The sequence below is a fragment of the Faecalibacterium hattorii genome, assembly GCF_003287455.1.
Lineage (GTDB): Bacteria > Bacillota > Clostridia > Oscillospirales > Ruminococcaceae > Faecalibacterium > Faecalibacterium hattorii.
The window spans coordinates 30687-53625 of record NZ_PRLC01000006.1; the positions used below are offsets into that span (position 1 = coordinate 30687).

Below are 22939 nucleotides of genomic sequence, written 5' to 3' on the forward strand. Positions count from 1 at the left end.
CACCCATTCTCCTCGGAATGCCTGATGCTGAAATTTTTAGCTTCGACAATGGCACGATTCATCCTTGTCAGTATGAAGATACGGACAGCTACGTTATCACCAAAACAGTTGTAAATAATCGGCAACATTTTTTGAACCAGCTTCTGAATGAAGAGCCGTAATGCCGGGAAAGGACATTCTATATGAGTGATTCTACGTTGAAAGAACTTTGGCAGCAGGTCGCAGAAAAGAAGAACTGTGAAGCAAAACAGAAAGAACTGACCGCCCAGAGAGATACGCTTGCTGACCGCCTGAAAAAGCTGGAAAAATCCAGGCTGGCGGAGCAGGCTGATGTGGACCGTCTGGAGGGACACAGCCTTGCCGCATTTTTCTATCAGGTCATCGGAAAGATGGATGAAAAGCTGGACAAAGAACGGCAGGAAGCCTATGCAGCCCGCGTCAAGTACGATGCGGCTCTCCATGACCTTTCTTCCGTTGATGCCGACTTGGATCAGATTGAAAATAGACTGGCACGACTGTCCGATTGCGAAAGGCAGTATCAAGCTGCTCTTTCCGAAAAAATCAAAAGCATCAAAGTCTCTGCCCATCCTGCCGCACAGCAGGTTGCAGAAAGCGAAAGCCGTATTGCCGCGCTGAAAGTCCAAAAACGGGAGCTGCTGGAAGCCATCAACGCCGGAAAGACCGCCCTGCATACGGTCAACGAAGTTCTCGAAACCCTCGACAATGCCGAGGGCTGGAGTACATGGGACGTAATGGGCGGCGGTTTGATGGCCGATCTTGCCAAGTATGAGGAACTGGACGATGCACAGGAACAAATCGAACAGCTCCAAGTGGAACTGCGGCGGTTCAAAACTGAGCTTGCCGATGTTGAGATCACCGCAGACCTTCAGGTTACGGTGGACAGCTTTTTGAAATTTGCGGATTTCTTCTTTGACGGCCTCTTTGCAGACTGGGCAGTTCTGGATCACATCAATCAGGCACAGAGCAGAGTGGAGAATACCAAAGGTCAAATCAAGCGAGTCCTCGCACTTTTGAAAAAGATGCGCGAAGATGTTGATGTCCAAATCGCTGACGAAAAAGAGAAGCAGGAGCAGCTTGCAGTTGAAACTGAACTGTAAGTTTGAAGAGTCCGCTTATGTGATATGATTCGATAAAACCGAATTTGCAGGAGGTGTTTCGATGAAAACAAGAAGGTTTGCTTTATGTCTGGCAACGGTTTTTCTGGTGGCGATTTATATCAATATTCAGAGAAGCCATACTTTCACCCTTTCAAACGATGAAGGCACCATAAAGACAGAACAAATACAGCCACTTTGGGGAACTGTAAAAGTAAGCGGCGATTGTGATACTGATGTGGTCTTTACCGATGTAGAGACTGGAGAAAAATACAGAATCGGATATATTACACAGGGCGTAACGGAAAGAATCAAACTCGAAAGAGGCAAATGGTATAAGGTGGCGGGCGGAGGCAACCTTACACTGAATCTGGTAAACATTCGAGTCGAATAAATGTAAGTTCCTTGCGGGCAGCTATGAAAGCTGAAGCTGAGAAGAGAGTTTTGAATATTCACATAGGAAGGAGTACAGTTCTATGAATTACGGATGGGCAACTGTTTTCACTTTAGCGGCATGGTTTGCAGGGCTTGTGATTGATGTAAATGTGCGGGTCGGCGACCTCGGTTTACGAACCGTGCTTCCCGTCATCGTGATGGGGTGCTGCGTTATGAAGTACATAAAGGGCAATAGCAAATAATCTTATCTCGATACACTTTCCGGCGGGCGGCCACAAAACGGTTGCCTGATCGCTATTGCAGTGGTCGTGGTGCTGATCCTGATCGTCTTGGGTGGCTGAATCAATCCCTGCAGGTGAAACACAGGTTTTCCCTGTGGGGATTTTTCGAATCTGCTTGTAGAAAACGGCGGTCTATGGTAGCATGAAATCAAAGAAAAACAGGAGGGCTTACACATGGTTTTACTGGTTGTGGATACACAGAAAGGTATCGTGGATGAACGCCTGTATGCGTTTGAAAAGTTTGTCAGCAACATCAGGAAACTAATCCGGACTGCCCGCGAACAGGGAATCGAGGTCGTCTATGTCCAGCATGACGATGGACCCGGCACTGGCTTTTCCATCGGGGACGATGAATTTGAGGTCTATTCCGGGTTTGCGCCGCTGCTGACTGAAAAACGGTTCGTCAAAACCGTATGCAGTGCGTTCAAAAAAGAAAGCGGTCTGCTGGAATATCTGACGGAAAAGGGCGAAAAAGATGTGATGGTCTGCGGCATCATGACCGACTTCTGCATCAATGCAACGGTGGAGGCGGGCTTTGAGCATGGCCTGCACATGATCGTTCCTGCCTATGCAAATTCCACGCAGGACAACGAGTACATGACAGGGGAGCAGAGCTATCGCTATTACAATGAATTCCTCTGGCCGGACCGCTATGCCGATTGTGTGCCCATGGACAAGGCGCTGGAGCTGCTCAAAAAGTGAGGTGTTTACAATGATTTCCGAAAAAGTCAAAAATCAAATTCAAGTGGTGCAGGGTGATATTACCAAACTGGACTGTGACGGCATCGTGAATGCGGCCAATCGCAGTCTGCTGGGTGGCGGCGGTGTGGATGGTGCCATCCACCGGGCAGCAGGGCCGGAATTGTTGGCGGAGTGCCGCACGCTGCACGGCTGCCGCACCGGAGAAGCAAAAATCACTAAGGGCTACCGGTTGAGAGCAAAGTATATCATTCATACAGTGGGGCCGATTTATTCCGGCACAGCAGAGGATGCCGCGCAGCTGGCGGACTGCTACCGCAATTCGCTGAACCTTGCCAAAGAGCATGATGTCCATAGCATTGCCTTCCCGGCAATTTCGACCGGCGTGTATGGCTACCCGCTGGAAGATGCCACGGAGATTGCGGTCAAAACAGTGGCGCAGTGGCTGGAAGCACATGCGGATTACGCAATGCAGGTGATGTTCTGCTGCTTCGATGCCCGGACGGAGCGGGTGTATCAGACAAAAATGAAAATGGAGTAAAGATTGAAATACAGAGAAATCGCAGACGGCATTTTTGTTGACCGTCCCAACCGCTTTATTGCCCATGTGGAAGTGAATGGAGCAGTGGAAACCGTCCATGTCAAGAATACCGGGCGGTGCAAGGAGCTATTGCTGCCCGGCACTGCGGTGCGGCCAAATGTCAGCACACAGCCGGAGTTTGGCACGGCACTGGCCGAAGCAAAGGCCGCTGGTGTGCAGGTGCTGTTTTTGCTCTGCCATGTAGGGCGGGATAGTCTGGAAATCGTGGAGCAGAGGGAAGGGTGAAGACGGCAGAAAAACGCTTTGCGTGATTCAGTCACAGAAATCATAAATAGGAAATGTTATCATATAGACACAAGAAACACACCGATAACATTCCAATGGAGGATTTCGATATGAAGGCAAAGTTTTACATCTGCAATCACTGCGGCAACCTCGTCACTACCATCCATAACGCAGGCGTTCCGCTGGTCTGCTGCGGGGAGAAAATGAAAGAGCTGGTTCCCAATACGGTGGAAGCCAGCGGCGAGAAGCATCTGCCGGTGGCAGAGCTTTCCGGCAGTCGTCTCACGGTCACAGTGGGCGCGGTGGAGCACCCCATGGCGGATGTTCACTATATTCAGTGGATTTTTGTGGAGACTGAGAACGGCGGGCAGATCCGCTATCTGAATCCGGGGCAGGCTCCCGGCACTGTTTTTGAACTGGGAAGTGAAAAGCCGGTGGCCGTTTACGCATACTGCAATCTGCATGGCCTCTGGATGACGAAACTCTGATACAATCAATGCAAACAGGGAGTGATTTGATGTCACTCCCTGTTTTTTGATGAGAATTTAAAGTTGGCTGAAGCATCTTTTCTTTTGACGGTTATCATGGCTATGAATAATGTTCAATTTATGTCTGCAAGGAAAGTTGATTTTGCCAAGGAATTGAAAAAGATTACGGCGGACCTCCGGGTATGGGGATAGGAAAAAGCAAAATCCTCTTTTTCAATGCCCAAAAGCGTGGTAGAATAGGGAAAAGATTCAGTATCTGAAAAACGGAGCGCGCAACAATGAAGATTCTGGTCAGCGCCTGCCTGCTGGGCGAAAACTGCAAATACAGCGGCGGAAACAATTACAATCAGGCGGTCTGTGATTTTGCGCGGGGGCATCAGGTGGTTCCGGTCTGCCCGGAGGTTTTGGGCGGCCTGCCCACACCGCGGTGCCCGGCGGAAATCGTGCAGGGCGCTGTCACGAACAAAGAGGGCATCAATGTGGACCGGGAGTTCCGGGCAGGTGCAGCGAAAGCCCTTGCCATTGCAAAAGAAAATGGGGTGGAGCTTGCCATCCTGCAATCCCGCAGTCCCAGCTGCGGCGTGAAGGAAATCTACGACGGAACGTTTTCCGGGACAAAGATTCCCGGACAGGGTGTTTTTGCCAAGATGCTGATGGACGAAGGCATCCGTGTTCTGGATGCCGGGGAATTGCCTAAAATTATCTTGAAAAATGAGGACGGAAAATGTCAATCAAACTGATTTGCAGCGACATTGACGGTACGCTGCTGCAATACGGCAAAAAGGAACTGGAAGACGAGATCTTTGAGCAGATACGGGAGCTGCATCGGCGCGGCATTCTGTTTTGCCCGGCATCCGGCCGGCAGTATACCAGCCTGCGCAAGCTCTTTGCACCGGTGGCGGACTGCTGTGTGTTTCTCTGCGAAAACGGCGGCGTGATCTATAAGGACGAACAGTGCATCGCCAAGAATCCGATGCCCCGTGCATTGGCCGAAGAAATTGCCAACGACCTGTGGACCCGCAGCGACGGGCAGGGCGAAGTGATGCTTTCCGGCCAGAATACTGCATACCTGATGGAGCGGGGTCTGGGAATGCTCAAGCGTATTCAGTTCATCGGGAACAATTATCAAATCATCCATGACCCTTCCGAGGTGCCGGAGGAGATCACAAAAGTATCGGTGTATCTGCACGAGGGCGTGGGGGCCTATACAGAACGGTTTGTCCCACGATGGAAAGGGGCGAACTGCGCTGTGGCAGGGCCGTACTGGATCGACACCACCTTTGCCAACAAGGGCATCGGTGTGCGCAGCATCTGCAAGACTCTGGACATCGCCCTTGCCGATGTGATGGCTTTTGGCGACAATTATAACGATGTGTCGATGCTGGACATTGTGGGTGTGCCCTACATTATGGATGGTGCCGCCGCACCGCTGCGGGAAAAGTACCCGAACCATACACCCCGCCCAGAGGATGTGCTGCGGGAGTTCTTGAAGCAGAACTGAATTTTGCACGCATGTGTGCAAAATTCAAAATGATACGATATAAGGAAATATTTTGACATGACGAAAGTGCTTTTCATCTGCCACGGCAACATTTGCCGCAGCCCAATGGCCGAATTTGTAATGAAAGACTTGGTGGCCAAAGCCGGGCTTTCTGATAAATTTGAAATCGCATCCGCGGCCACCAGCACCGAGGAAATCGGCAACCCGGTCTATCCGCCCGCCCGGCGGAAGCTGGCCGAGCACGGCATCTCCTGCGAGGGTAAAATCGCCCGACAGATGACCCGGAGGGATTACGAAACCTACGATTACCTGATCGCCATGGATCACAACAACCTGCGCAATATGGCGCGCTTTGTGGGCGGCGACCCGGAGCATAAAGTGTCTCTGCTGATGGATCATACCCGCCGCCCCGGCGATGTGGCCGACCCGTGGTATACCGGGGACTTTGAGGCCACTTGGCAGGACGTGCTGGAAGGCTGCACGGCTCTGCTGGAAGAACTGCGCTGACAGGAGAATTTTATGACAGAGCGTTATTGTGAGGGTGAACGGTTTGCTGACCTGTCGTTCACCGAGGAGACTTTTGAGGATTGCGACTTTACCGACTGCGTGTTTGTGGATTGCTCCTTTACCAAATGCGAACTGGATCATACCACGCTGAACGAGTGCAAATTCGTGCGGTGTGAGATCACAGGTCTGCGCAGCACCCATTCTTCGGTGCAGTCGCTGGATTTTGAGGACTGCCGCCTGAATGAAATTGAGTGGGCACCGCTGATGTCCAACGGTGCCTTCCCGGACCCTATCCACACGCTGAAAGAGTGCAGTCTGAAATATAACACCTTCACCGAAATGAACTTTAACCGTTTCAACTTTTCGGACGGCAACGAAATTGTCGGCTCCATGTTTGCCAAATGCGAGATGCAGCTGGCAAATTTCAAGGGCACAGAGCTGCACGAGACGGAGTTTTACCAGTGTGATCTGCGCAAGGCGGATTTCCGGGATGCTACAGGCTATAAGGTGGACATTCTGGGCAGCCGCCTGAAGGATGCAAAGTTTTCCCTGCCGGAAGCGGTGAATCTGCTGGCAGATTTGAAGATCAAGCTGTCGTAAGAAGGAGAGAAAATGCGTCAACTCATCATTGCACGAAAAGATCTGCAGATGTCTCCCGGTAAGCTGGCGGCGCAGTGCTGCCACGCTTCGCTGGCGTTCCTTACCGACCCCATCGGCATGGGACAGGGCGTGGAACCCATCGAGAAAGACGGAGAAATTACCGGCTATCGGGCAGAAATCATGTTGGAGAAAGCAACCTATGAAGAATGGTTCGATGGCTCTTTTACCAAAACTATCTGCGGGGCAAAGAACCGCAATCAACTGCTGAAAGCAAAGACCATTGCCGAGGAATTGGGCCTTGTGGAAAACCGTGATTTTTTCCTCATCCGGGATGCCTGCCACACCGAGCTGGAGCCGGAAGAATTTGATGAAAACGGAGAAGGCATGACCCTGACCTGCATCGGGTTCCGTCCGCTGCCGGACGAAATTGCACACCAGATCAGCCATAAGTTCCATTTGTATTGAGTGCTGGTTCGCGGAATAATAAAAATAGTCCCGGCCATAGAACTCCTTTATTTTATAAGCATTTTCCACAGTCACTGCAGCCGTTGCAGATCAACTTGCTGCCGCAGGTCTCGCAGTTTGTGCGGAAATGAGGCACATAGAGATCTTCCTGCGGGATGGGGTAACCCCAGTCGTCCACGAGGTCAAAACGGATGGGCCTTCCCTGAAAGTTCATACCGGATTTATAAGCCATCCGGCTTTGCAGCTGCTTGCTGGGCAGGTGGTAACGCTTGCCGTCCTTGATGAACACGGTGCCGGTCTCGATAAAGCAGAAGGTCACGTTGGCATCCACGCATTCCTGCCGGAGAAACTTGACCCAATCAAAATTGCAGGGGCGGGCACCATCGTAATTTTCGCCGCCGCAGATGACCTGCTCGATCTGCCCGGCGGAAAGGTACTGCCGGATGCTTACTGGCCCGATGAAGGGTGCGCACATGATGCCCTTGTGCTTGAAGGGCAGGTCAAACAGAATGGGAATGCGCTCATCGGCGCGGCGCTGATTTTCACAGGTGACGTTGAAAAAGATGTTGTCCCAACCGCTGCCCCAGTCCGGCGGCAGGCACTCCCGTACCCGCTGCGGCCGTTTGGTGAGCAGAAAAAACACCACATCGCTGCGCTGGCGCATGATGTTCCACGCCTCAGCCCGCCACGGGTCGGCTTCTTCCAAGAAGAAATCCGAGGTCATGCAGACCCGGATCTGCTCACCACTCTGGATTTTGTAGTGTCCGGTGCGGTCTTTCTGGAGCGGATAGGAAAAGCCGCTTTTCGTTTTGTAGATCTCGGCTCCGTTCTGGTTCCGCATCCGGTCGAGAAAATACATGTAGCAGTTCTGGCAGCCCTCGCTGCACTTGACGCAGCCGTGCCATGGATTCCAGATGTCGTGCAGGAAGCTCACCTTCTTTCTGTACCTATTATAATAGCTGCGCGGACAGGAAACAAGAGCACCCCTTGCGCCGCCCCGCCGGATGTGATAAGATTAAATAAAATTTAATAACGCTTTGTATGAAAACAACTTTAGATAGAATTCCAGTATGATACAATAGAAGGGAATTTGACTATGGCACGATATAGCGTGAATAATTATACGGTGGATGTGCTTTTGGCGGATATAAAATCCGGTAATATTGCGATTCCGGAAATGCAACGTCCATTTGTATGGGACGCAACGCAAGTGCGTGATTTGATGGATTCGCTCTATAAGGGCTTTCCGGTCGGATATATTATCGTATGGCAAAATCCAAGTGTAAAGTTGAAAGACGGAACAGTTGCAATAGGGAAAAAAGTTCTGATCGACGGGCAACAGCGTATTACTGCTATGGCGGCTGCAATTGTGGGACAGGAGGTTTTAGACAGCCACTATAAATGGAAACGGGTCTGTATTGCGTTTAACCCCATTGACGAAATATTTGAAGTGGCAAATTCCGCAAATCAAAAAAGCAGTAAATGGATTCCGGATATTGCAAAAGTGCTGGATGTGTCCTTTGGTTCTTTTTCTTTTGTGATGGAATATTGCCAGAAAAACGGAATTATGGACAAAGCACAGGAAATCAATGACACAATCAATCGGTTGAGGGCAATACAAAATAATAGCATTGGTGTTATTACGCTGGCAGAAGATTTGGATATTGACAGTGTAACGGAAATTTTTATTCGAATCAATTCTAAGGGTGTGGTTCTGTCGCAAGCAGATTTTGCAATGTCTAAGATTTCTTCGAATGAAATATATAATGGAAATGTGACCCGAAAAACGATTGATTACTTCTGTCATTTATTGGAGTCTCCGGAGGATTTGAAAGAAATCAAGAAAAATGATGCTGAATTTGCGGCGAGACCGGAATTCGAAGCTATAAAGTGGGCAGCTGCAAAGAATGCACTGATTTATCGCACATGTTATACGGATATTCTTCGTGTTGCATTTACATATAAATTCAAGCGAGGAAAGCTAGCAGATTTGGTTAGCTTGCTTTCAGGTCGAGATTTTGAAACGCGTGAATTTAAGATCGAAATAGAAGAGAGGTCGTTCAATCAATTACGTGAGGCAGTTCTGCAAGCGGTGAATCAGACAAATTACGAACGGTATTTGATGATTGTGCGCTCAGCGGGAATTGTGAAAAAATCGCTGATTCGTTCACAAAATGTTTTGAACTTTGGCTATGCGCTTTTTCTTGCACTTCGTGAACGAAAAGTGGATAGTAATCAAATTGAAAAGATTGTACGCAAGTGGCTGGCTTTGTCTATTTTGACGGGAAGATATTCTTCTGGCTCGCCAGAGTCTGCATTTGATTACGACATTAAGAGATTCTTTGCTTATGATGATCCGATGCAGTACCTGAATATCACAGAGGCGGGCGAATTATCTGAGGCGTACTGGAAGGTAAATCTTGTTCAACGGCTGAACACATCGGTTGCGAGCAGTCCATATTTTAATATGTTCCTTGTGGCACAGGTCAAGGCACACGATAAAGGCTTTTTGTCGATGGAAATTGATATTGAGTCCATGTTGGAAAACAGAGGCGATATTCACCATTTGTTCCCGAAAAATTACTTGATAAAAAATGGAATTGTGCAAGCACAATACAATCAAATTGCGAATTATGCTTTTATTCAACAGGAAATCAACATTAAAATTAAAGATAGTTCGCCAGCCCACTATATGACTGAAGTGATAGGGCAATGCAATACGAAAAAGCCTGTTTATGGTGGAATCATAGAACAAGATAGGCTGGCTGAAAATCTTAAACAGAATTGTATTCCAGACGGATTTGAAAGCATGGAGATTGGCGACTATCAGGATTTTCTACAAAGGCGTCGGGAACTGATGGCCGAGAAAATACATCAATACTATGATTCTCTCTGATTTCAAAGGCGAAACTTGATATAAAGGGATGCACTTCGCAATGCGGTCTCTCTGGGCGGCGACAGCGACACCCTTGCCTGCATCACCGGCGGCATTGCCGAAGCCTTTTATGGGATGCCGCAGAAACTGCGGGACGAGACTTTGAAACGTCTGCCGGAGGATATCCGGGAAGGATATGAGCTGTTTCGGTGGAACATCGGCCAGAGATAAGACATTCGGAGAACCAAGGAGCAGATACAACACACTCGTGATGTGAAGTATCTGCTCCTTGGTTTTTAATAAGACTCGATGAAGGGTGTCTTGCATCGGCCTGAAAAATCCGATATACTGAACCCAGAGAGTATATCGAATTTTTTGGGAAAAGGAGAGAACGGTATGGAACATCTTTATGAAAAGGCACTGGAAAGTGCGGAATATATCAAGACGCACACGAAAAAGCGCCCGAAGATCGCAGTGGTGCTGGGCTCCGGCCTTGGCAAGCTGACCGCGGACTTTACGGACACGGAAGAACTGTCCTACAAGGATATCCCCAACTTCCCGGTATCCACGGTGGCAGGACACAAAGGCGCATTGTTGGCTGGCAAGCTGGGGGACACGGAAGTCTACGCCATGGAAGGCCGCTTCCATTTCTATGAGGGCTACTCCATGAAGGAAGTCTGCTACCCGTTCTATGTGTTCAAGCTGTTGGGCGTGGAAAAGGTGGTGTTGACCAACGCCTGCGGCGGCATCAACCGGGAGTTTGCGCCGGGCACCCTGATGCTCATTACCGACTTCATCAACATGATGGGCACGAACCCCCTCATTGGCCCCAACGATGAGCGCTTCGGCCCCCGCTTCCCGGACATGACCGAACCTTACAGTCTGGAACTGCGGAACCTTGCCAAGCAGACCGCCGATGAACTGGGCATTGCCTACAAGGAGGGCGTTTACATGGGCTTTATGGGCCCTTGCTATGAAACGGCGGCTGAAATTCGCGCCTTTGCGGGGATGGGAGCCGATGCCGTGGGCATGAGCACCGTGCCGGAAACCATGGTCTGCAACTACATGGGCATGAAGGTACTGGCCGTCAGCTGCATCACCAACATGGCCACCGGCATCCAGACGGTCAAGCATAGCCACGCCCGCGTGCTGGAGATCGCAAATCAGGCAGGCGATACCCTGTGCCGATGGCTGGGTGCGGTGATTCAGAGAATGGAGTAAAAAAGATATTGAAAGCCATCGATCAAAATTTCCGGGCATCGCTACGGACGGTAGAGGAACGCCCCATAGCGTGCATCAATGTCCGCACCGAGGAAGCCTACGAAACGGCCCATGAGGTGCTGCGGGCGGAAGGACTGTTTCTGGGCACATCGGCAGCAGCGGCTTTGCACGCAGCGGTGCAGGTGGGCCGCAGACCGGAGAATCAGGGAAAGAACATCGTGGTCATCGTCCCGGACAACGGCATGAAATATCTGTCTACGCCGATGTACCGGCAGAAATAATAAAAACACGATGATGCAACTGAATTTTGAAAAGATTGCATAGGATTTTATAAAAGTGTTATTCTTTCATGAATTTTAGTACTCTTCTATTGACACTGCTAATTAACGGTGCTATAACAGTGGCGTGCTCAGGAGGAAGGGCAAAAGGAGAGCCGCAAGGCTCCCCGGAAAGCCTTTCCGAGTGGACGCTTCAGATTTTTTGCCCCGACCCGAACGCCGGGATTGGAGGAATGATTTATGCTTATGCCGACTGTTTTCCATGAAAACCTGTTCGATGATTTCTTCGATCCGTTCTGGAATGACGCTGCACTGGAACGTATGATGAACCGTGAGGCTCGTGATACCTTTGGTAAGCGCGGTGCAAACATGATGAAGACCGATGTCAAACAGACGGACAACGGCTACGAAGTAGCGGTTGATCTGCCGGGCTGCAAGAAGGAAGACGTTCAGATGGATCTGAACGACGGCTACCTGACCATTCAGGCAGTGCGCAGCCACAGCAACGATGAAAAGGATAAGAAGGGCCGCTATCTGCGGCGCGAATCCTTCTCCGGCACCTGCGCACGCAGTTTCTACGTAGGCGATGTGAAGAAGGAAGACATCCACGCAAAGTTCGAGGATGGCGTCCTGCACGTCGAGCTGCCTGCTCCTCAGCAGACGAAGGCTTTGCCTGAGAACCCGAACCTGATCGAGATCGAGTAAAACGCCGGTCGTGTGCGCCAAAGCACAACGCACATAAGATGCCCCCGGAGAGCCGCAACAAGCCCTCCGGGGGCATTTTTGTTTCGCTATCTTTTCCGCAAGGGAAAAACATGGTATACTGAGAACAGCAACTCAGAATTTATAGAGGTACTTCACTATGGAATTCGGAGCCGCCGCAGGAAAACGAGCGGCCCGGAGAAAGATTTGAGGAAACGTAAAATGAGAATCCGTAAGGCAAAGGAAAAAGATATTCCCAGACTTCTTGCGTTGCTGGGGCAGGTACTGCAGATCCACGCAGAGATCCGTCCCGATGTTTTTATTTCCGGCACCACCAAATACACCGTCCGCGAGCTGGCAGAGCTTTTGAAGCAGGAGGATAGACCCATCTACGTTGCCGTGAACGAGGATGATGTGTGTGTGGGCTACGCTTTCTGTCAAATGCAGGAGCAGCCATTTTCTACGAATATGGTGCCCTTTAAGTCACTTTTCATCGACGATTTGTGCGTTGACCAGCAGGCACGGGGACAGCACATCGGAGAAAGCCTGTTTGAATATGTAAAGCAGCAGGCAAAAGAGCAAGGCTGCTATGAGGTGACGCTGAACGTCTGGGCAGGAAACACCTCGGCAGAGCACTTCTACGAAAAAATGGGGATGAAAACAAAGGAACGGCAGATGGAGTATATCCTGTGAGCCGGGTGAGCGGCTGACTTTTGCGGTATACTCCGTTCGGAAAGATCAAAGCGCATGGAGGGAATAAGCATGCTGACCTATACCTATGTTTCAGAGGGGACGTTTGCCCTGATGGAAAAACCAAAGCCGGTGCTGCAGCACGAGCGGGACGCCATTGTAAAGGTGACCCTTGCCAGTATCTGCTCCAGCGATCTGCACATCAAGCACGGCAGCGTGCCCCGGGCGGTGCCCGGCATCACGGTAGGGCACGAGATGGTGGGCATCGTAGAAGAAGTGGGCAGTGCGGTGACCAATGTGAAACCCGGCGACCGGGTGACGGTGAATGTGGAGACCTTCTGCGGGGAGTGCTTCTTTTGCAAAAAAGGCTTTGTGAACAACTGCACCGATCAAAACGGCGGCTGGGCGCTGGGCTGCCGCATCGACGGCGGGCAGGCCGAGTATGTCCGGGTGCCCTTTGCGGATCAGGGGCTGAACAAGATCCCGGACGGCGTTACCGATCGGCAGGCGCTGCTGGTGGGCGATGTGCTGGCCACCGGCTTTTGGGCGGCACGCATTTCGGAGATTACCCCCGAGGATACCGTGCTGATCCTCGGTGCAGGGCCTACCGGCATCTGTACGTTGCTGTGCGTCATGCTGCACAGCCCCAAGCGCATCATCGTGTGCGAAAAGGACGAGAACCGGTTGCAGTTCATCCGTCGGCACTACCCGCAGGTGCTCACGGTGCAGCCGGAGGACTGCGCCGCCTTTGTGCGCGCCCACAGCGACCACGGCGGGGCCGATGTGGTGCTGGAGGTGGCAGGGGCGGACACTACCTTCCGGCTGGCGTGGGAGTGCGCACGGCCCAACGCCGTTGTGACGGTGGTGGCGCTGTACGATAAGGCACAGACCCTGCCGCTGCCGGAAATGTACGGCAAAAACCTCACCTTTAAGACCGGCGGCGTGGACGGCTGCGATTGTGAAGAAACGCTGCGTCTCATCGCAGAAGGCAAGATCGATACCGAACCGCTCATCACCCACACCTACCCCCTGCGCCGGATCGCAGAGGGCTACGAGCTGTTTGAAAAGAAACGGGACGGCGTGATCAAGGTGGCAGTGGAGTGCTGACGGTCTGCGCCAAGGCACAACGCACACAAAGGGACCCCGGAGAGCTGCAGCAAGCCCACCGGGGCCATTTTTGTTTCCCGACATCTTTTCCGCAGCGGCAAGGCGTGGTAGAATAAGGACAGAACCAATCCACAGGTGAGAAAATCGAACTTCAGAGAGAGGAGATGTTTCTATGCAGTCTGATGAGCTGAAACGCCGGATCTCGGCAGGCAGAGGAGATGCTTTGGCCGATCTGGTTTTGAAAAATGCCAGAATCGTCAATGTGTTTACCGATGAGGTCGACACCGCTGACATTGCCGTCAGCGGAAATTCGATCGTGGGTGTGGGTGCGTATCACGGCCGGAAAGAAGTTGATCTGCACGGCAAATATGTCTGCCCGGGCCTGATCGATGGGCATATCCACATCGAAAGCTCCATGCTCTGTGGTCCGGCTTTCGAGCAGGCAGTGCTGCCCCACGGTACCACTGCGGTGGTCACAGACCCACACGAGATCTCGAACGTTGCGGGGCTGGAAGGCTTGGATTTTATGCTGGAAACAACAAAAAATCTGACCCTTTCGGTTTATTTCATGCTGCCCTCCTGTGTGCCGGCCACGGATCTGGATGAATCCGGCGCGGTGCTGAACGCAGAACAGCTGCGGCCTTACTACGGCGATCCTCGTGTGCTGGGGCTTGCGGAACTGATGAACGCCTATGGAACGGTGCGCTGTGACCCGAAGATCCTGCAGAAGATCCGCGACTGCACCGAAGCGGGAAAGATCGTGGATGGCCATGCACCGCTCTTGAGCGATAAGGACCTGAATGCTTATATTGCGGCAGGCGTTCAGTCTGATCACGAGTGCTCCAACATTAAGGAAGCCATGGAAAAATTCCGGCTCGGACAATATATCATGATCCGGGAAGGAACGGCTGCCAAAAATATGGAGGCCCTGATGCCGCTGTTCCGGGAGCCTTATTGCAGCCGCTGCATGCTGGTGACGGATGATAAGCACCCCGGTGACCTGCTGGACAGCGGACACATCGATTCCAACATCCGTAAAGCGATCCGGCTGGGCGCAGACCCAGCAGTGGCCGTCAAAATGGCAACGCTGGTCCCGGCACAGTATTTTGGATTCAAGCAGCACGGTGCCGTAGCACCGGGATATCGGGCAGATCTGGTTGTGGTTTCTGATCTGGAATCCTTTACGGTCGAACAGGTTTACAAGAACGGCACGCTGGTGGCAGAACACGGAAGGGTGCAGAAACCCGCATCGCTTGAAATCGACCATGCGCGCTTTGCACGCGTCATGAACTCGTTCGATTTGGATGAGATCACACTGGAGGATTTGGAACTTCGGGAGAGCGGGGAGCAGGAGCGTGTCATCTGCCTGAACCGGGGCGAGCTGCTTACGGAGGAAAAAATCATCCCGTTCCAACGGCAGCCGGGCAAAGCTCCCGGTGTGGACCCGGAACACAACATCGTAAAACTGGCCGTTTTTGAGCGGCATCATCACTCCGGCCATGTGGGCATTGGCTTTTTAGGAAACTTCAGCCTGAAATGCGGAGCCGTTGCATCGAGCATCGCACATGATTCCCATAACCTGATCGTGGCAGGGGACAACGATACCGATATGATGCTGGCCGGCAACACTGTGCGGAAAAACAAAGGCGGACTTGCGTTTGTGGCAGATGGACAGGTCGTGGCAGAACTTGCGCTTCCGGTGGCCGGATTGATGAGCACCGAAAGCGCAGAGAGCGTTGCGGCGAAAATGCAGGCGCTGAACGATGCCCTCAAGGCACATGGTGTAGCGGAAGATATCGGCATCTTTATGACCCTCGCCTTCGTCAGCCTTCCGGTCATTCCAAAACTCAGACTGAATACATACGGCATCATCGATGTAGCGCAGCAGAAAGTCGTTCCGGCTGTTTTTTAATAGGCGATAACAAAAATACTGCCGGAGATCGACCTGAATGGTCCGTCTCCGGCAACAGAACAGTTCGTTCCTACTCTTAGAAGCGAGCCACATCAAGAGAAAAATTGACGGAAATTCTTATTTGATAAATCGTAAGTTATATGTGGAGGAGGATTATTATGAATACAGTTAGAATGATTTTATGTGGAAATGTTGAAGATAGCAGAATGAATCCAAGTGAAAAGGTAGGAGTAGTATCAGTGGTTTTTGTTTCTACAGAGGAGGAAAAAATTAAGAATAAACTTAAAAAATTGCAAGATAAAAATCCTGAAAAATTTTATATGGAATACGTTACTCCATTAGATGTTGACTTAACAAGTTTAGAACACTATCCATCGATTGAAATATCAAAAAATGATTTACAATAACAAATTCGCGTTTGTGGAAGTTATAAAGGGGTGCATCATGGAAATCGAGTATAAACAAACAAAAGATTTCACGGCCGATGAATTGCAGAAACTGTTTTTATCCGTTCACTGGGAATCCGGCAATTATCCCGAAAAACTTGTCCGTGCGATGCACAATTCCACACGAGTTATTTCTGCATGGGATGGTGATAAGCTGGTCGGGCTGGTTCGTGCGCTTGATGATGGAGAAACCGTCGCATTTTTGCATTATTTTTTGGTGGCTCCTGCTTATCAGGGACAGTACATTGGAGATGAGCTGATGAAACGGATCATGAGTTTCTATCAAAATCTTCTGTATGTGAAAGTTATGCCGTCTGATCCTAAAACGATCCCATTTTATGAGCGATATGGCTTTCAACAATATGATAATTACTCTCCAATGGTGCGGAAGCACTTTTTGTGAGTTGGTATGATGGATCGATTTGCAGCTAGCAAGGAAACCGTAAGGAGTACAGAGCATGGATGCAAACTGTACCAGTAAAAGAAGGAAAGTCAAGAGTATGGAAACGGTATACATTGCAGGCGGGTGCCTTTGGGGCGTCCAGCATTTTTTTGACACGGTGCCCGGTGTACGGACGACCGAAGCCGGGAGAGCCAACGGAACAACAAACACGCTGGACGGCCCGTATGATGGATACGCAGAGTGCGTTAAAGTGGTCTTTGATGAGAAATGTACCAGTGTTACAGAGCTTATGGAGCATCTGTTTGAAATCATCGACCCGTACAGCCTGAACAAACAGGGCGTTGATGTTGGAAAAAAGTATCGCACGGGGCTTTACAGCACAAATCCCGGACATCTGGAAGAAGCAAGAGCCTTTATTGACAGCCGGAAGGACCGGGATAAAATTGTTGTAGAAGTGCTGCCGCTGACGAATTACGTCCGGAGTGCAGAGGAGCATCAGCACCATCTGGAGCGATACCCGGAAGATTGCAGCTACTGTCATATCCCGGATGAAGTCTTAAACAAATACAGGAATCAGTAAGCAAAGGAAAAACGAAAATGCGGGGATTGGGAACGATCTCCAAGATACTGACGGTTAGGCCAGATGGAACTTTGAGCACCGGTGGCTCTATGGTCATGATTCTATCGCTGGCGTTGGGTGCGCTGCTGGGTGAACTTATTGATCTGGATGCACAGTTCTGGTTGCAGTGGCGCTGACGGGGATTTTGTGAATCGGAACTTGACGAGGAGTGTGATTGTATGAAAAAGAAGCTATCTGTTATAGCTGTAATCATCTTGGTTCTTGCGATATGTGTATCGGCGTGGTTTTATGGATACTACAATCACAAAAGCAACGACAATCTTCCCACTCTGGCGGCAATCGCAGAAATGAGTGAAGCCGATGTTAATAGCCTTTTGCCGGGGTATCATATTGACCAGCTTAGAGAGGTATGGGGGAAGCCTGATACCAGTGAAAACGGCACAGCATGTTGGAAAATAGGAAATGATACCATTCTCGTTGTGAGTTATAAAAATAATGGTATAGTTGCGATTTGTGGTCTTAAAGACGATAGCGGTACCTCCATAGGAGAATAACAGATGCCAAAACCATTGGTGAGCTGGAGGGGCTGGACGCAGACACGCAGTTTATTCTGGAGGTGGCGGCCATTACCCACGATATCGCCTGCCCGCTCTGCCGCAAAAAGTACGGCAACACCAATGGTAAATATCAGGAGCAGGAGGGTGCCCCGCTGGTGCGGGAGTTCTTGGCGGATACCGGCATGACAGCAGAACAGATCGACCGTGTGGCCTATCTGGTAGGGCACCACCATAGTCCGGCGCAGATCGACGGCATTGACTATCAGATTCTGATTGAGGCAGATTATATCGTCAATGCGTCCGAAAGTGGGTACGGCCGACAGGCAATCCGAACCTTTATGGAACATACGATGAAGACGGCAGCAGGTGTCCGGCTGACGAAAGCAGTGTTCGGAGTGTAAAAATGATTCAGAAGCATTGCTTTGAATCTGGACGAAGTGGGGAATAAGCTGTTTTACCTGCCGAACCTCGCGCAAATTTCAACAAATGGTATGAAGCAGTTGCTCTCTGTCCCTGTCAGTGGACAAAACTTCGGTTTGTCGGCGATGACCGAGGAAATTTATGCTACTTTTCAAATTGAAAGTATCCGCTCGACCCGCAGCAGTATCCGTTATATCCTCAATGGTTATGCCCCTCGTGATGAACAAGAAGCCCGCATCTATGGTATGAAGCGCGGACTGGAGTTTATCGCGAATCGTCAGAATAGGATCACCGAGGAGAATCTGCATCACCTATATCAGATCAGCACAGGGGATTATCTCCCGGATGAAGATCGATTACTGCTAAACCACTTTTATCGGCATGGCGATGTTTTTATTGTGGGCGGTGAAGAACCCAGACCGGGACTTCCGGCAGAGCGGCTTCCCGGTGCTATGAAATGTCTTGTCGATTTTGCGAATGCCAATGACGGCATCAATGAGCTGCATAAGGCTGCCATTCTGCACTTTGCTTTTGCATACTACCACCCCTATTTTGACGGGAATGGACGCACTGCACGGCTATTCCACCTCTGGTATCTTGTTCAGCAGGGCTATCCTGCGGCACTATTCACGCCGTTTTCTCGATACATCGCTGAAAACAAGGACGCATATTACAAAGCCTACGAACGCGTGGAGAGAAATGCTCTGATTTCCGGCTATACGGATGTGACTCCCTTTCTGTTCTACTTCTGCAATGAGGTCTATAACCGCCTGCAGGTGGATGCAGTCCCGCCGAAAACTGATCTTGAGGTATATCAAACTGCTCTTGCGGAAGGAAAAATCACAGAAAAAGAACGGCTGCTTTGGGAGTATGTTCTGTCTGCTTATGGTGCAGAGGAGTTTACCACAAAGCAGCTGGAAAAGGATTTCCGAAACGCTGCGTATGCAACCATTCGGACGTTTGTGATGAAATTCCATGAGATGGGGCTGCTTACTGCAAGAAAAGCAGGAAACAGGGTGTTCTATCGTGTCGGTGGGACTTCTGACGGTCGGCCATTAAGAGCAAAATGCAGCTTATTCGATTTGTTGAGATAATTCGCTATCCGATGAAGTATTAGAAGTAAAATAGAGAAAAAGTCCTACAAGGCTCAAATTGGACCACAAGACCGACCGAAAACCTTGTAGGGCTTGTTTTTTGAGCTTTTTCAAATTTATATGTGAAAAAAGTTGTCTAGGACTTGACATCGTGCAGAGTTCATGGCCACCATACAAGAAAGTGACCGCCCAGTGAAAGTGTGTTCACAGAAAGATAAGAGGCACCCGACTCAGAATCGGGTGCCTCATTTTGTCATGCAAAGTTTTCCTGAATGATCTTTCCCCAAGGCAGCATCTGGTCGAGACGCTCCTCCAAGCCTTCCAGCTCACCTTTCTGCCCCACATTGCCGCACACGGCAATGACCTCGCAGTTGTTATAGTGCTCTTTCAGCCACGGGATGATAATGGAAGTATCCAGACCGCCGGAATATGCCAGCACGACCTTTTTGACCTCGGACATAGGAACTGCCTCCGTTCAAACCAACTTTATATACTTTTCAATTTCCCTCGTGCAATTTCAAGATTGCAGTGTCCATTATACGGTCACTTGGAAAATGTGCAAAAAGTGTTCTGCATATAGCAGCAATATGAAAGCAGTATTTCACAGCGGGGCATTATGAATCTATAATAGGTAGTTGGAAATAAACAGAAAGAGGGTCTTTTTGATGGCAACGATATTTCCAAGAGAAGAAAAGGCAGAGGCACTGTTCGGGGAGATTCTGAAAAATCCAGAAGCCTGCCGCCGCCTGATGGATACCTTCAACGACTCGCTGGACATGGCAGACGTACTGGATGCGCCGACCGTGAGTGCACAGCAGTTTGCCGCAGCGCTGTTCAACGCCTACGAGAACAAGGATCTGTCTGCCTTTCTGATGGCGATCTGCCAGCACAGTATGTTTGACCTGCTACGGAACGCTGCCCTGATTCCGTTTAAATTCAACGCCGATGGCCAGCCGAACCCGGTGATCCTGACGGATGATGACGGTGTTCTTTTGCCGAACAACAAATTTGCCGTGAGCAGCAAAGTATACGACCGGTTCATCCAAGTGTTCCAGAAGCAGGAAAAGGTAAAAATGTACCTTGCCAGCGGCTACTGCAAGTATCACGGCTACGACGAAGGCTCGATGGATGTGGTGGAGTACCACTACAACCAGCATTTGGGGCTGCTGCTGATCTACGAACTGCCGGACACCGTGAAGCAGAAGGTAACGGAAGCGGAGGCCTACTCCACCGTCTGGGATATCCAGATGAAGCTGCAGCACGCACTGCCCCGTTCCGTGGTCTACTATGGACAGGATACGCTCAAGGACGGCGGAACCCGCTACGATGAACTTGGCGTTTTTCTGCCGCTGGAACACTTTGCCGACCGGCTGGAACGCCATGTGGAAACTGCTACCAAGATCGTTTACGGCGAGTAAACGCCCTGTAAACGAACTCCCTTTATAAAGTGCATCACAGCAAAACAAAACGCAGCGAACCGTTAAAAGATTCGCTGCGTTTTGCCTTATAAAGGAGAATGGAAATGCTGCACATCAGGTGCAATAACGGAAAGTTTTGTCAGTGACAATACGGGCGAAGATCAGCCCTAACGGCAGGGCCACGATGATGAGAATGGCATCTGCAAACCATGTGGCGGAGTCCATCAGAGACAGGATGCCCAGATTATAGATGGCACGGTAGAAATACAGTCCCGGTACCATGATAACGATGGACGGCACGGTGACGGAGATGCGGGGATAACCGACGGCGCTCTTCAGGCAGGAGGCCAGCAATCCGGACAGCAGTGCGCCCAGAAACGCTGCAATAGCGGGCGGAAAGCCCGCAAGGCTCACCAGCTCCAGCCGGAACGTGTTCGTTACCGCACCGATAAGGGCGGCGCAGACTGCTAGGTTCCGGGGACTGTTGAACATGAGCGAAAAGCCGAACACACCGCCAAAACTTGCCAGAAGCCGGAACACGATCTCTTCCGGGAGTGTCAGGCTCAGGGCAGGGAACTGCACCGGCCGCAAATGCAGCAGCAGTGCCATGATCCAAGCCGTCATGGTTGCCACCAGAATGATGAGGACGGCGTAGGCCAGACGTTCCAGCCCGGAGCGCATATCCAGCTTGGCAAGGTCGATGCCGCTGGTAATGAACGGAAAGCCCGGAATGATGAAGAGCATGGAGCAGATATACCCCGCCTCGTGCTGCGCCGATACGGCAAACAGAACTTCTGCCAGCTTCAGCAGGATGGCATACACGAGGCTTGCTGAACAGACCGACGCCGTAATGCCCAGAAACAGGGTGAAATGGTGCTTTGTCAGCTTGCACCGTACAAAGTTGCCGATGCCTGCACCGCAGAAGGCACACAGCATTTCCACAATGCCGCCGCCCAGCAGAAAGGTGAAGCAGCCGCAGGCCAGTGCAGCTGCAAAGCCCAGTGCGATGGGCGAATACAAGCCGTGGATGCGCTCGATCTCATCGAGGTGGCTGTGCAGTTCTTCGCCGGTCATAAATTTTCCTTCCCGGTCGAAGTCGTTGACGAAATGCTCCAGCCGGTTCAGCCGGGAGGTATTCACGCCCGTGTTTGTCAGACAGAGTGACTGGGTATAACACTGGTCACCGTCAAAGCAGGTGAACTCAATGGACAACAGGCCGATGTCCGCTGTTGTTGTGACTCCCAGCTCCCGCGAAAGGGTGTTCATGGAGCTTCGGACACGCCATGCGCCGGTGCCGCATTCCAGCAGCATCAGCCCGGTGCGTCCAATGACGGAGGCTTTTTCCACAAGCCCCGCCTCGGTAATGGGAACGCCCTTGCTGGCCGACGCATAGTCGTGCCAGTAGACTTCCATGTGATTTTTGATGATCTCACTTTGCCGTTGTCCCATACCGGAAAGCCTCCTTTGTGATATGGGAATGTTGCAGCCGTTTCAAGACTGCGGTGCTATTATAAGGGAAATTGCAGGGCGGGTAAAACGTATCTTGAATATGCCGGCAATGTTCGTTTGGTATTTCAAAGAAGAAAAGTGGTTCCTTGTTTTTCTTGTAAGAGCACGGGGTTGATGGTATCATAGAGGCAATGTAATCTTCAATGGTGGAAACCAACTGTTCCCGGCTGGTGAATGTCTGTCCGTAATAGCATTCACGTTTCAAGATTCCCCAGAAGCCCTCCATCGGGCCATTGTCAATACAGCGGCCAACACGGGACATACTTTGCGTCATTCCGGCATCCAACAGCTTCTTGTGGAAGGTTCTGCTGGTGTATAGCAGCTTTACGGAGCAATGCGTCTGTTACCCGTATAGTTTCCCCACGATCTTTCCGCGTGCTGCGGCGGGCAGGAGTTTGCACAAAAGGCTCAGGAATTTATACTGTGCGCCGGCAACATAAACGACTGCCGGGTTCTTTTTCTCCACAATACCGGCGATGTATCGTCCAATGCGTGCCGGGTCCATGCCGTTTTGTTCGTCGTGCTCCATCTGACTGACGCTCCGGGAGATGCGCCCGCCGTATTCCTCATCGCCGAGAATGCTTTTCTGACGTGCTTTTGTAAACCCGGTGCAGATGTCACCCAATTCCACGACGGTAACATGGATGCCGTGCACCGTCCGATGCCGGAGCTTCCTCCGGTCACAACGACCACCTTGTTGTCTTCTCCTGCCATGATTTTCCGCCTGAAACGGTTGATCTGGTTCGAGTATACCGCATCGCAGGGCGGCTGTCTATACGGATGGCCGGATTGCGGAAAAGTACAGGGAGCAACTTGCGTAAATTTTCACGCAGATGGGCCTCTCTTTTT

Annotated in this window: 31 protein-coding genes and 2 pseudogenes; 28 read left to right on the top strand and 5 right to left on the bottom strand. The window is 50.8% G+C overall.

Annotation, left to right across the window (positions count from 1 at the left end; all coding sequences use genetic code 11):
* Positions 1–182: 182 nt before the first annotated feature.
* From C4N23_RS05385 to C4N23_RS05435, 12 genes are all read left to right on the top strand, one after another.
* A complete protein-coding gene (locus C4N23_RS05385) occupies positions 183–1118 on the top strand; it encodes a hypothetical protein (protein ID WP_112144627.1) in 936 nt (311 codons plus the stop codon).
* Positions 1119–1179: 61 nt separating this feature from the next.
* Positions 1180–1509, top strand: a complete 330-nt coding sequence (locus tag C4N23_RS05390) for a hypothetical protein (protein ID WP_112144630.1) — start codon at positions 1180–1182, stop codon at positions 1507–1509.
* Positions 1510–1591: 82 nt separating this feature from the next.
* The gene (locus tag C4N23_RS13980; RefSeq protein WP_170126684.1) at positions 1592–1753 is read left to right on the top strand and encodes a hypothetical protein; all 162 of its coding nucleotides are present in this window, start codon (positions 1592–1594) and stop codon (positions 1751–1753) included.
* A gap of 213 nt (positions 1754–1966) precedes the next feature.
* Positions 1967–2494 carry an isochorismatase family protein gene (locus C4N23_RS05395; protein ID WP_112144633.1) on the top strand — a complete coding sequence of 176 codons (528 nt, stop codon included), beginning with the start codon at positions 1967–1969 and terminating at the stop codon, positions 2492–2494.
* Between the two features lie 10 nt (positions 2495–2504).
* Positions 2505–3032 carry an O-acetyl-ADP-ribose deacetylase gene (locus tag C4N23_RS05400; protein WP_112144636.1) on the top strand — a complete coding sequence of 176 codons (528 nt, stop codon included), beginning with the start codon at positions 2505–2507 and terminating at the stop codon, positions 3030–3032.
* A gap of 3 nt (positions 3033–3035) precedes the next feature.
* Complete coding sequence (locus C4N23_RS14435) at positions 3036–3317, top strand: DNA/RNA nuclease SfsA (RefSeq protein WP_070100019.1); 282 nt, start codon at positions 3036–3038, stop codon at positions 3315–3317.
* Positions 3318–3427: 110 nt separating this feature from the next.
* Complete coding sequence (locus C4N23_RS05410; RefSeq protein ID WP_112144638.1) at positions 3428–3805, top strand: desulfoferrodoxin family protein; 378 nt, start codon at positions 3428–3430, stop codon at positions 3803–3805.
* Between the two features lie 278 nt (positions 3806–4083).
* Positions 4084–4545 (top strand): 2-thiouracil desulfurase family protein, encoded by a 462-nt coding sequence (locus C4N23_RS05415; protein WP_112144641.1) that lies wholly within the window; start codon positions 4084–4086, stop codon positions 4543–4545.
* On the top strand, positions 4530–5306 hold the full coding sequence (locus C4N23_RS05420) for an HAD-IIB family hydrolase (protein ID WP_112144643.1): 777 nt from the start codon (positions 4530–4532) through the stop codon (positions 5304–5306). The genes C4N23_RS05415 and C4N23_RS05420 overlap by 16 nt, the downstream gene beginning before the upstream one ends.
* A gap of 57 nt (positions 5307–5363) precedes the next feature.
* Complete coding sequence (locus C4N23_RS05425) at positions 5364–5813, top strand: low molecular weight protein-tyrosine-phosphatase (RefSeq protein ID WP_112144645.1); 450 nt, start codon at positions 5364–5366, stop codon at positions 5811–5813.
* 12 nt (positions 5814–5825) lie between these two features.
* A complete protein-coding gene (locus tag C4N23_RS05430) occupies positions 5826–6413 on the top strand; it encodes a pentapeptide repeat-containing protein (RefSeq protein WP_112144648.1) in 588 nt (195 codons plus the stop codon).
* A gap of 12 nt (positions 6414–6425) precedes the next feature.
* Entirely contained in the window at positions 6426–6878 is a 453-nt protein-coding gene (locus C4N23_RS05435; protein WP_112144650.1) for an aminoacyl-tRNA hydrolase, read from the top strand.
* Between the two features lie 52 nt (positions 6879–6930).
* Here C4N23_RS05435 and C4N23_RS05440 read toward each other — a convergent pair whose 3' ends face one another.
* Entirely contained in the window at positions 6931–7812 is an 882-nt protein-coding gene (locus tag C4N23_RS05440) for a DUF5131 family protein (RefSeq protein WP_342587742.1), read from the bottom strand.
* A 162-nt stretch (positions 7813–7974) separates the two neighbouring features.
* Here C4N23_RS05440 and C4N23_RS05445 point away from each other — a divergent pair, with 162 nt between their 5' ends.
* The 15 genes and pseudogenes from C4N23_RS05445 (at position 7975) to C4N23_RS05510 (ending at position 19163) form a co-directional block, all read left to right on the top strand.
* Positions 7975–9774 carry a DUF262 domain-containing protein gene (locus tag C4N23_RS05445; RefSeq protein WP_055191183.1) on the top strand — a complete coding sequence of 600 codons (1800 nt, stop codon included), beginning with the start codon at positions 7975–7977 and terminating at the stop codon, positions 9772–9774.
* 36 nt (positions 9775–9810) lie between these two features.
* Positions 9811–9879, top strand: a pseudogene (locus C4N23_RS14385) (hypothetical protein); the annotation flags it as partial.
* Positions 9880–10149: 270 nt separating this feature from the next.
* Positions 10150–10974: a purine-nucleoside phosphorylase gene (locus tag C4N23_RS05455; RefSeq protein ID WP_097785016.1), complete on the top strand. Its 825-nt coding sequence runs from the start codon at positions 10150–10152 to the stop codon at positions 10972–10974.
* A gap of 8 nt (positions 10975–10982) precedes the next feature.
* Positions 10983–11255, top strand: coding sequence for a pyridoxal-phosphate dependent enzyme (locus C4N23_RS05460; RefSeq protein ID WP_242983730.1), 273 nt, complete (start codon positions 10983–10985; stop codon positions 11253–11255).
* Between the two features lie 237 nt (positions 11256–11492).
* The gene (locus C4N23_RS05465) at positions 11493–11957 is read left to right on the top strand and encodes an Hsp20/alpha crystallin family protein (protein ID WP_005932430.1); all 465 of its coding nucleotides are present in this window, start codon (positions 11493–11495) and stop codon (positions 11955–11957) included.
* Positions 11958–12176: 219 nt separating this feature from the next.
* Positions 12177–12647, top strand: a complete 471-nt coding sequence (locus tag C4N23_RS05470) for a GNAT family N-acetyltransferase (RefSeq protein WP_112144654.1) — start codon at positions 12177–12179, stop codon at positions 12645–12647.
* Positions 12648–12716: 69 nt separating this feature from the next.
* A complete protein-coding gene (locus C4N23_RS05475; protein WP_112144657.1) occupies positions 12717–13751 on the top strand; it encodes an alcohol dehydrogenase in 1035 nt (344 codons plus the stop codon).
* Positions 13752–13923: 172 nt separating this feature from the next.
* Positions 13924–15663 carry an adenine deaminase gene (ade, locus tag C4N23_RS05480; protein ID WP_112144659.1) on the top strand — a complete coding sequence of 580 codons (1740 nt, stop codon included), beginning with the start codon at positions 13924–13926 and terminating at the stop codon, positions 15661–15663.
* Positions 15664–15821: 158 nt separating this feature from the next.
* A complete protein-coding gene (locus tag C4N23_RS05485) occupies positions 15822–16070 on the top strand; it encodes a hypothetical protein (RefSeq protein ID WP_003697696.1) in 249 nt (82 codons plus the stop codon).
* 37 nt (positions 16071–16107) lie between these two features.
* Positions 16108–16512 (top strand): GNAT family N-acetyltransferase, encoded by a 405-nt coding sequence (locus tag C4N23_RS05490; RefSeq protein WP_112144775.1) that lies wholly within the window; start codon positions 16108–16110, stop codon positions 16510–16512.
* A gap of 55 nt (positions 16513–16567) precedes the next feature.
* Complete coding sequence (locus C4N23_RS05495) at positions 16568–17092, top strand: peptide-methionine (S)-S-oxide reductase (RefSeq protein ID WP_227621720.1); 525 nt, start codon at positions 16568–16570, stop codon at positions 17090–17092.
* A gap of 26 nt (positions 17093–17118) precedes the next feature.
* A complete protein-coding gene (locus C4N23_RS13985) occupies positions 17119–17268 on the top strand; it encodes a hypothetical protein (protein WP_181567076.1) in 150 nt (49 codons plus the stop codon).
* 42 nt (positions 17269–17310) lie between these two features.
* A complete protein-coding gene (locus tag C4N23_RS05500; protein ID WP_097838923.1) occupies positions 17311–17646 on the top strand; it encodes a hypothetical protein in 336 nt (111 codons plus the stop codon).
* A 56-nt stretch (positions 17647–17702) separates the two neighbouring features.
* Positions 17703–18050: a phosphohydrolase gene (locus C4N23_RS05505; protein ID WP_342587748.1), complete on the top strand. Its 348-nt coding sequence runs from the start codon at positions 17703–17705 to the stop codon at positions 18048–18050.
* Between the two features lie 21 nt (positions 18051–18071).
* Positions 18072–19163 (top strand): Fic family protein, encoded by a 1092-nt coding sequence (locus C4N23_RS05510; protein WP_242983732.1) that lies wholly within the window; start codon positions 18072–18074, stop codon positions 19161–19163.
* Positions 19164–19467: 304 nt separating this feature from the next.
* Here C4N23_RS05510 and C4N23_RS05515 read toward each other — a convergent pair.
* Positions 19468–19623 (bottom strand): annotated as a pseudogene (locus C4N23_RS05515) (argininosuccinate synthase domain-containing protein); the annotation flags it as partial.
* 205 nt (positions 19624–19828) lie between these two features.
* Between C4N23_RS05515 and C4N23_RS05520 the strand changes: the two are divergent.
* Entirely contained in the window at positions 19829–20581 is a 753-nt protein-coding gene (locus C4N23_RS05520) for a DUF4866 domain-containing protein (RefSeq protein ID WP_112144661.1), read from the top strand.
* 114 nt (positions 20582–20695) lie between these two features.
* On the opposite strand, the gene C4N23_RS05525 is transcribed toward C4N23_RS05520, so the two are convergent.
* The 3 genes from C4N23_RS05525 to C4N23_RS05540 all read right to left on the bottom strand — a co-directional run bounded on the left by C4N23_RS05525 (position 20696) and on the right by C4N23_RS05540 (position 22745).
* On the bottom strand, positions 20696–22030 hold the full coding sequence (locus tag C4N23_RS05525) for a threonine/serine exporter family protein (RefSeq protein WP_055191209.1): 1335 nt from the start codon (positions 22028–22030) through the stop codon (positions 20696–20698).
* A complete protein-coding gene (locus tag C4N23_RS14390; RefSeq protein WP_425349584.1) occupies positions 22011–22364 on the bottom strand; it encodes an IS3 family transposase in 354 nt (117 codons plus the stop codon). The genes C4N23_RS05525 and C4N23_RS14390 overlap by 20 nt, the downstream gene beginning before the upstream one ends.
* A 69-nt stretch (positions 22365–22433) precedes the next feature.
* Complete coding sequence (locus tag C4N23_RS05540) at positions 22434–22745, bottom strand: Rossmann-fold NAD(P)-binding domain-containing protein (protein WP_242983733.1); 312 nt, start codon at positions 22743–22745, stop codon at positions 22434–22436.
* Positions 22746–22939: the final 194 nt, after the last annotated feature.

Coding starts and splice junctions, on each gene's coding strand:
- C4N23_RS05385 (WP_112144627.1), top strand. CDS start 183: ATGAGTGATTCTACGTTGAAAGAACTTTGGCAGCAGGTCGCAGAAAAG.
- C4N23_RS05390 (WP_112144630.1), top strand. CDS start 1,180: ATGAAAACAAGAAGGTTTGCTTTATGTCTGGCAACGGTTTTTCTGGTG.
- C4N23_RS13980 (WP_170126684.1), top strand. CDS start 1,592: ATGAATTACGGATGGGCAACTGTTTTCACTTTAGCGGCATGGTTTGCA.
- C4N23_RS05395 (WP_112144633.1), top strand. CDS start 1,967: ATGGTTTTACTGGTTGTGGATACACAGAAAGGTATCGTGGATGAACGC.
- C4N23_RS05400 (WP_112144636.1), top strand. CDS start 2,505: ATGATTTCCGAAAAAGTCAAAAATCAAATTCAAGTGGTGCAGGGTGAT.
- C4N23_RS05410 (WP_112144638.1), top strand. CDS start 3,428: ATGAAGGCAAAGTTTTACATCTGCAATCACTGCGGCAACCTCGTCACT.
- C4N23_RS05415 (WP_112144641.1), top strand. CDS start 4,084: ATGAAGATTCTGGTCAGCGCCTGCCTGCTGGGCGAAAACTGCAAATAC.
- C4N23_RS05420 (WP_112144643.1), top strand. CDS start 4,530: ATGTCAATCAAACTGATTTGCAGCGACATTGACGGTACGCTGCTGCAA.
- C4N23_RS05425 (WP_112144645.1), top strand. CDS start 5,364: ATGACGAAAGTGCTTTTCATCTGCCACGGCAACATTTGCCGCAGCCCA.
- C4N23_RS05430 (WP_112144648.1), top strand. CDS start 5,826: ATGACAGAGCGTTATTGTGAGGGTGAACGGTTTGCTGACCTGTCGTTC.
- C4N23_RS05435 (WP_112144650.1), top strand. CDS start 6,426: ATGCGTCAACTCATCATTGCACGAAAAGATCTGCAGATGTCTCCCGGT.
- C4N23_RS05445 (WP_055191183.1), top strand. CDS start 7,975: ATGGCACGATATAGCGTGAATAATTATACGGTGGATGTGCTTTTGGCG.
- C4N23_RS05455 (WP_097785016.1), top strand. CDS start 10,150: ATGGAACATCTTTATGAAAAGGCACTGGAAAGTGCGGAATATATCAAG.
- C4N23_RS05465 (WP_005932430.1), top strand. CDS start 11,493: ATGCTTATGCCGACTGTTTTCCATGAAAACCTGTTCGATGATTTCTTC.
- C4N23_RS05470 (WP_112144654.1), top strand. CDS start 12,177: ATGAGAATCCGTAAGGCAAAGGAAAAAGATATTCCCAGACTTCTTGCG.
- C4N23_RS05475 (WP_112144657.1), top strand. CDS start 12,717: ATGCTGACCTATACCTATGTTTCAGAGGGGACGTTTGCCCTGATGGAA.
- ade (WP_112144659.1), top strand. CDS start 13,924: ATGCAGTCTGATGAGCTGAAACGCCGGATCTCGGCAGGCAGAGGAGAT.
- C4N23_RS05485 (WP_003697696.1), top strand. CDS start 15,822: ATGAATACAGTTAGAATGATTTTATGTGGAAATGTTGAAGATAGCAGA.
- C4N23_RS05490 (WP_112144775.1), top strand. CDS start 16,108: ATGGAAATCGAGTATAAACAAACAAAAGATTTCACGGCCGATGAATTG.
- C4N23_RS05495 (WP_227621720.1), top strand. CDS start 16,568: ATGGATGCAAACTGTACCAGTAAAAGAAGGAAAGTCAAGAGTATGGAA.
- C4N23_RS05500 (WP_097838923.1), top strand. CDS start 17,311: ATGAAAAAGAAGCTATCTGTTATAGCTGTAATCATCTTGGTTCTTGCG.
- C4N23_RS05520 (WP_112144661.1), top strand. CDS start 19,829: ATGGCAACGATATTTCCAAGAGAAGAAAAGGCAGAGGCACTGTTCGGG.
- C4N23_RS05525 (WP_055191209.1), bottom strand. CDS start 22,030: ATGGGACAACGGCAAAGTGAGATCATCAAAAATCACATGGAAGTCTAC.
- C4N23_RS14390 (WP_425349584.1), bottom strand. CDS start 22,364: ATGACGCAAAGTATGTCCCGTGTTGGCCGCTGTATTGACAATGGCCCG.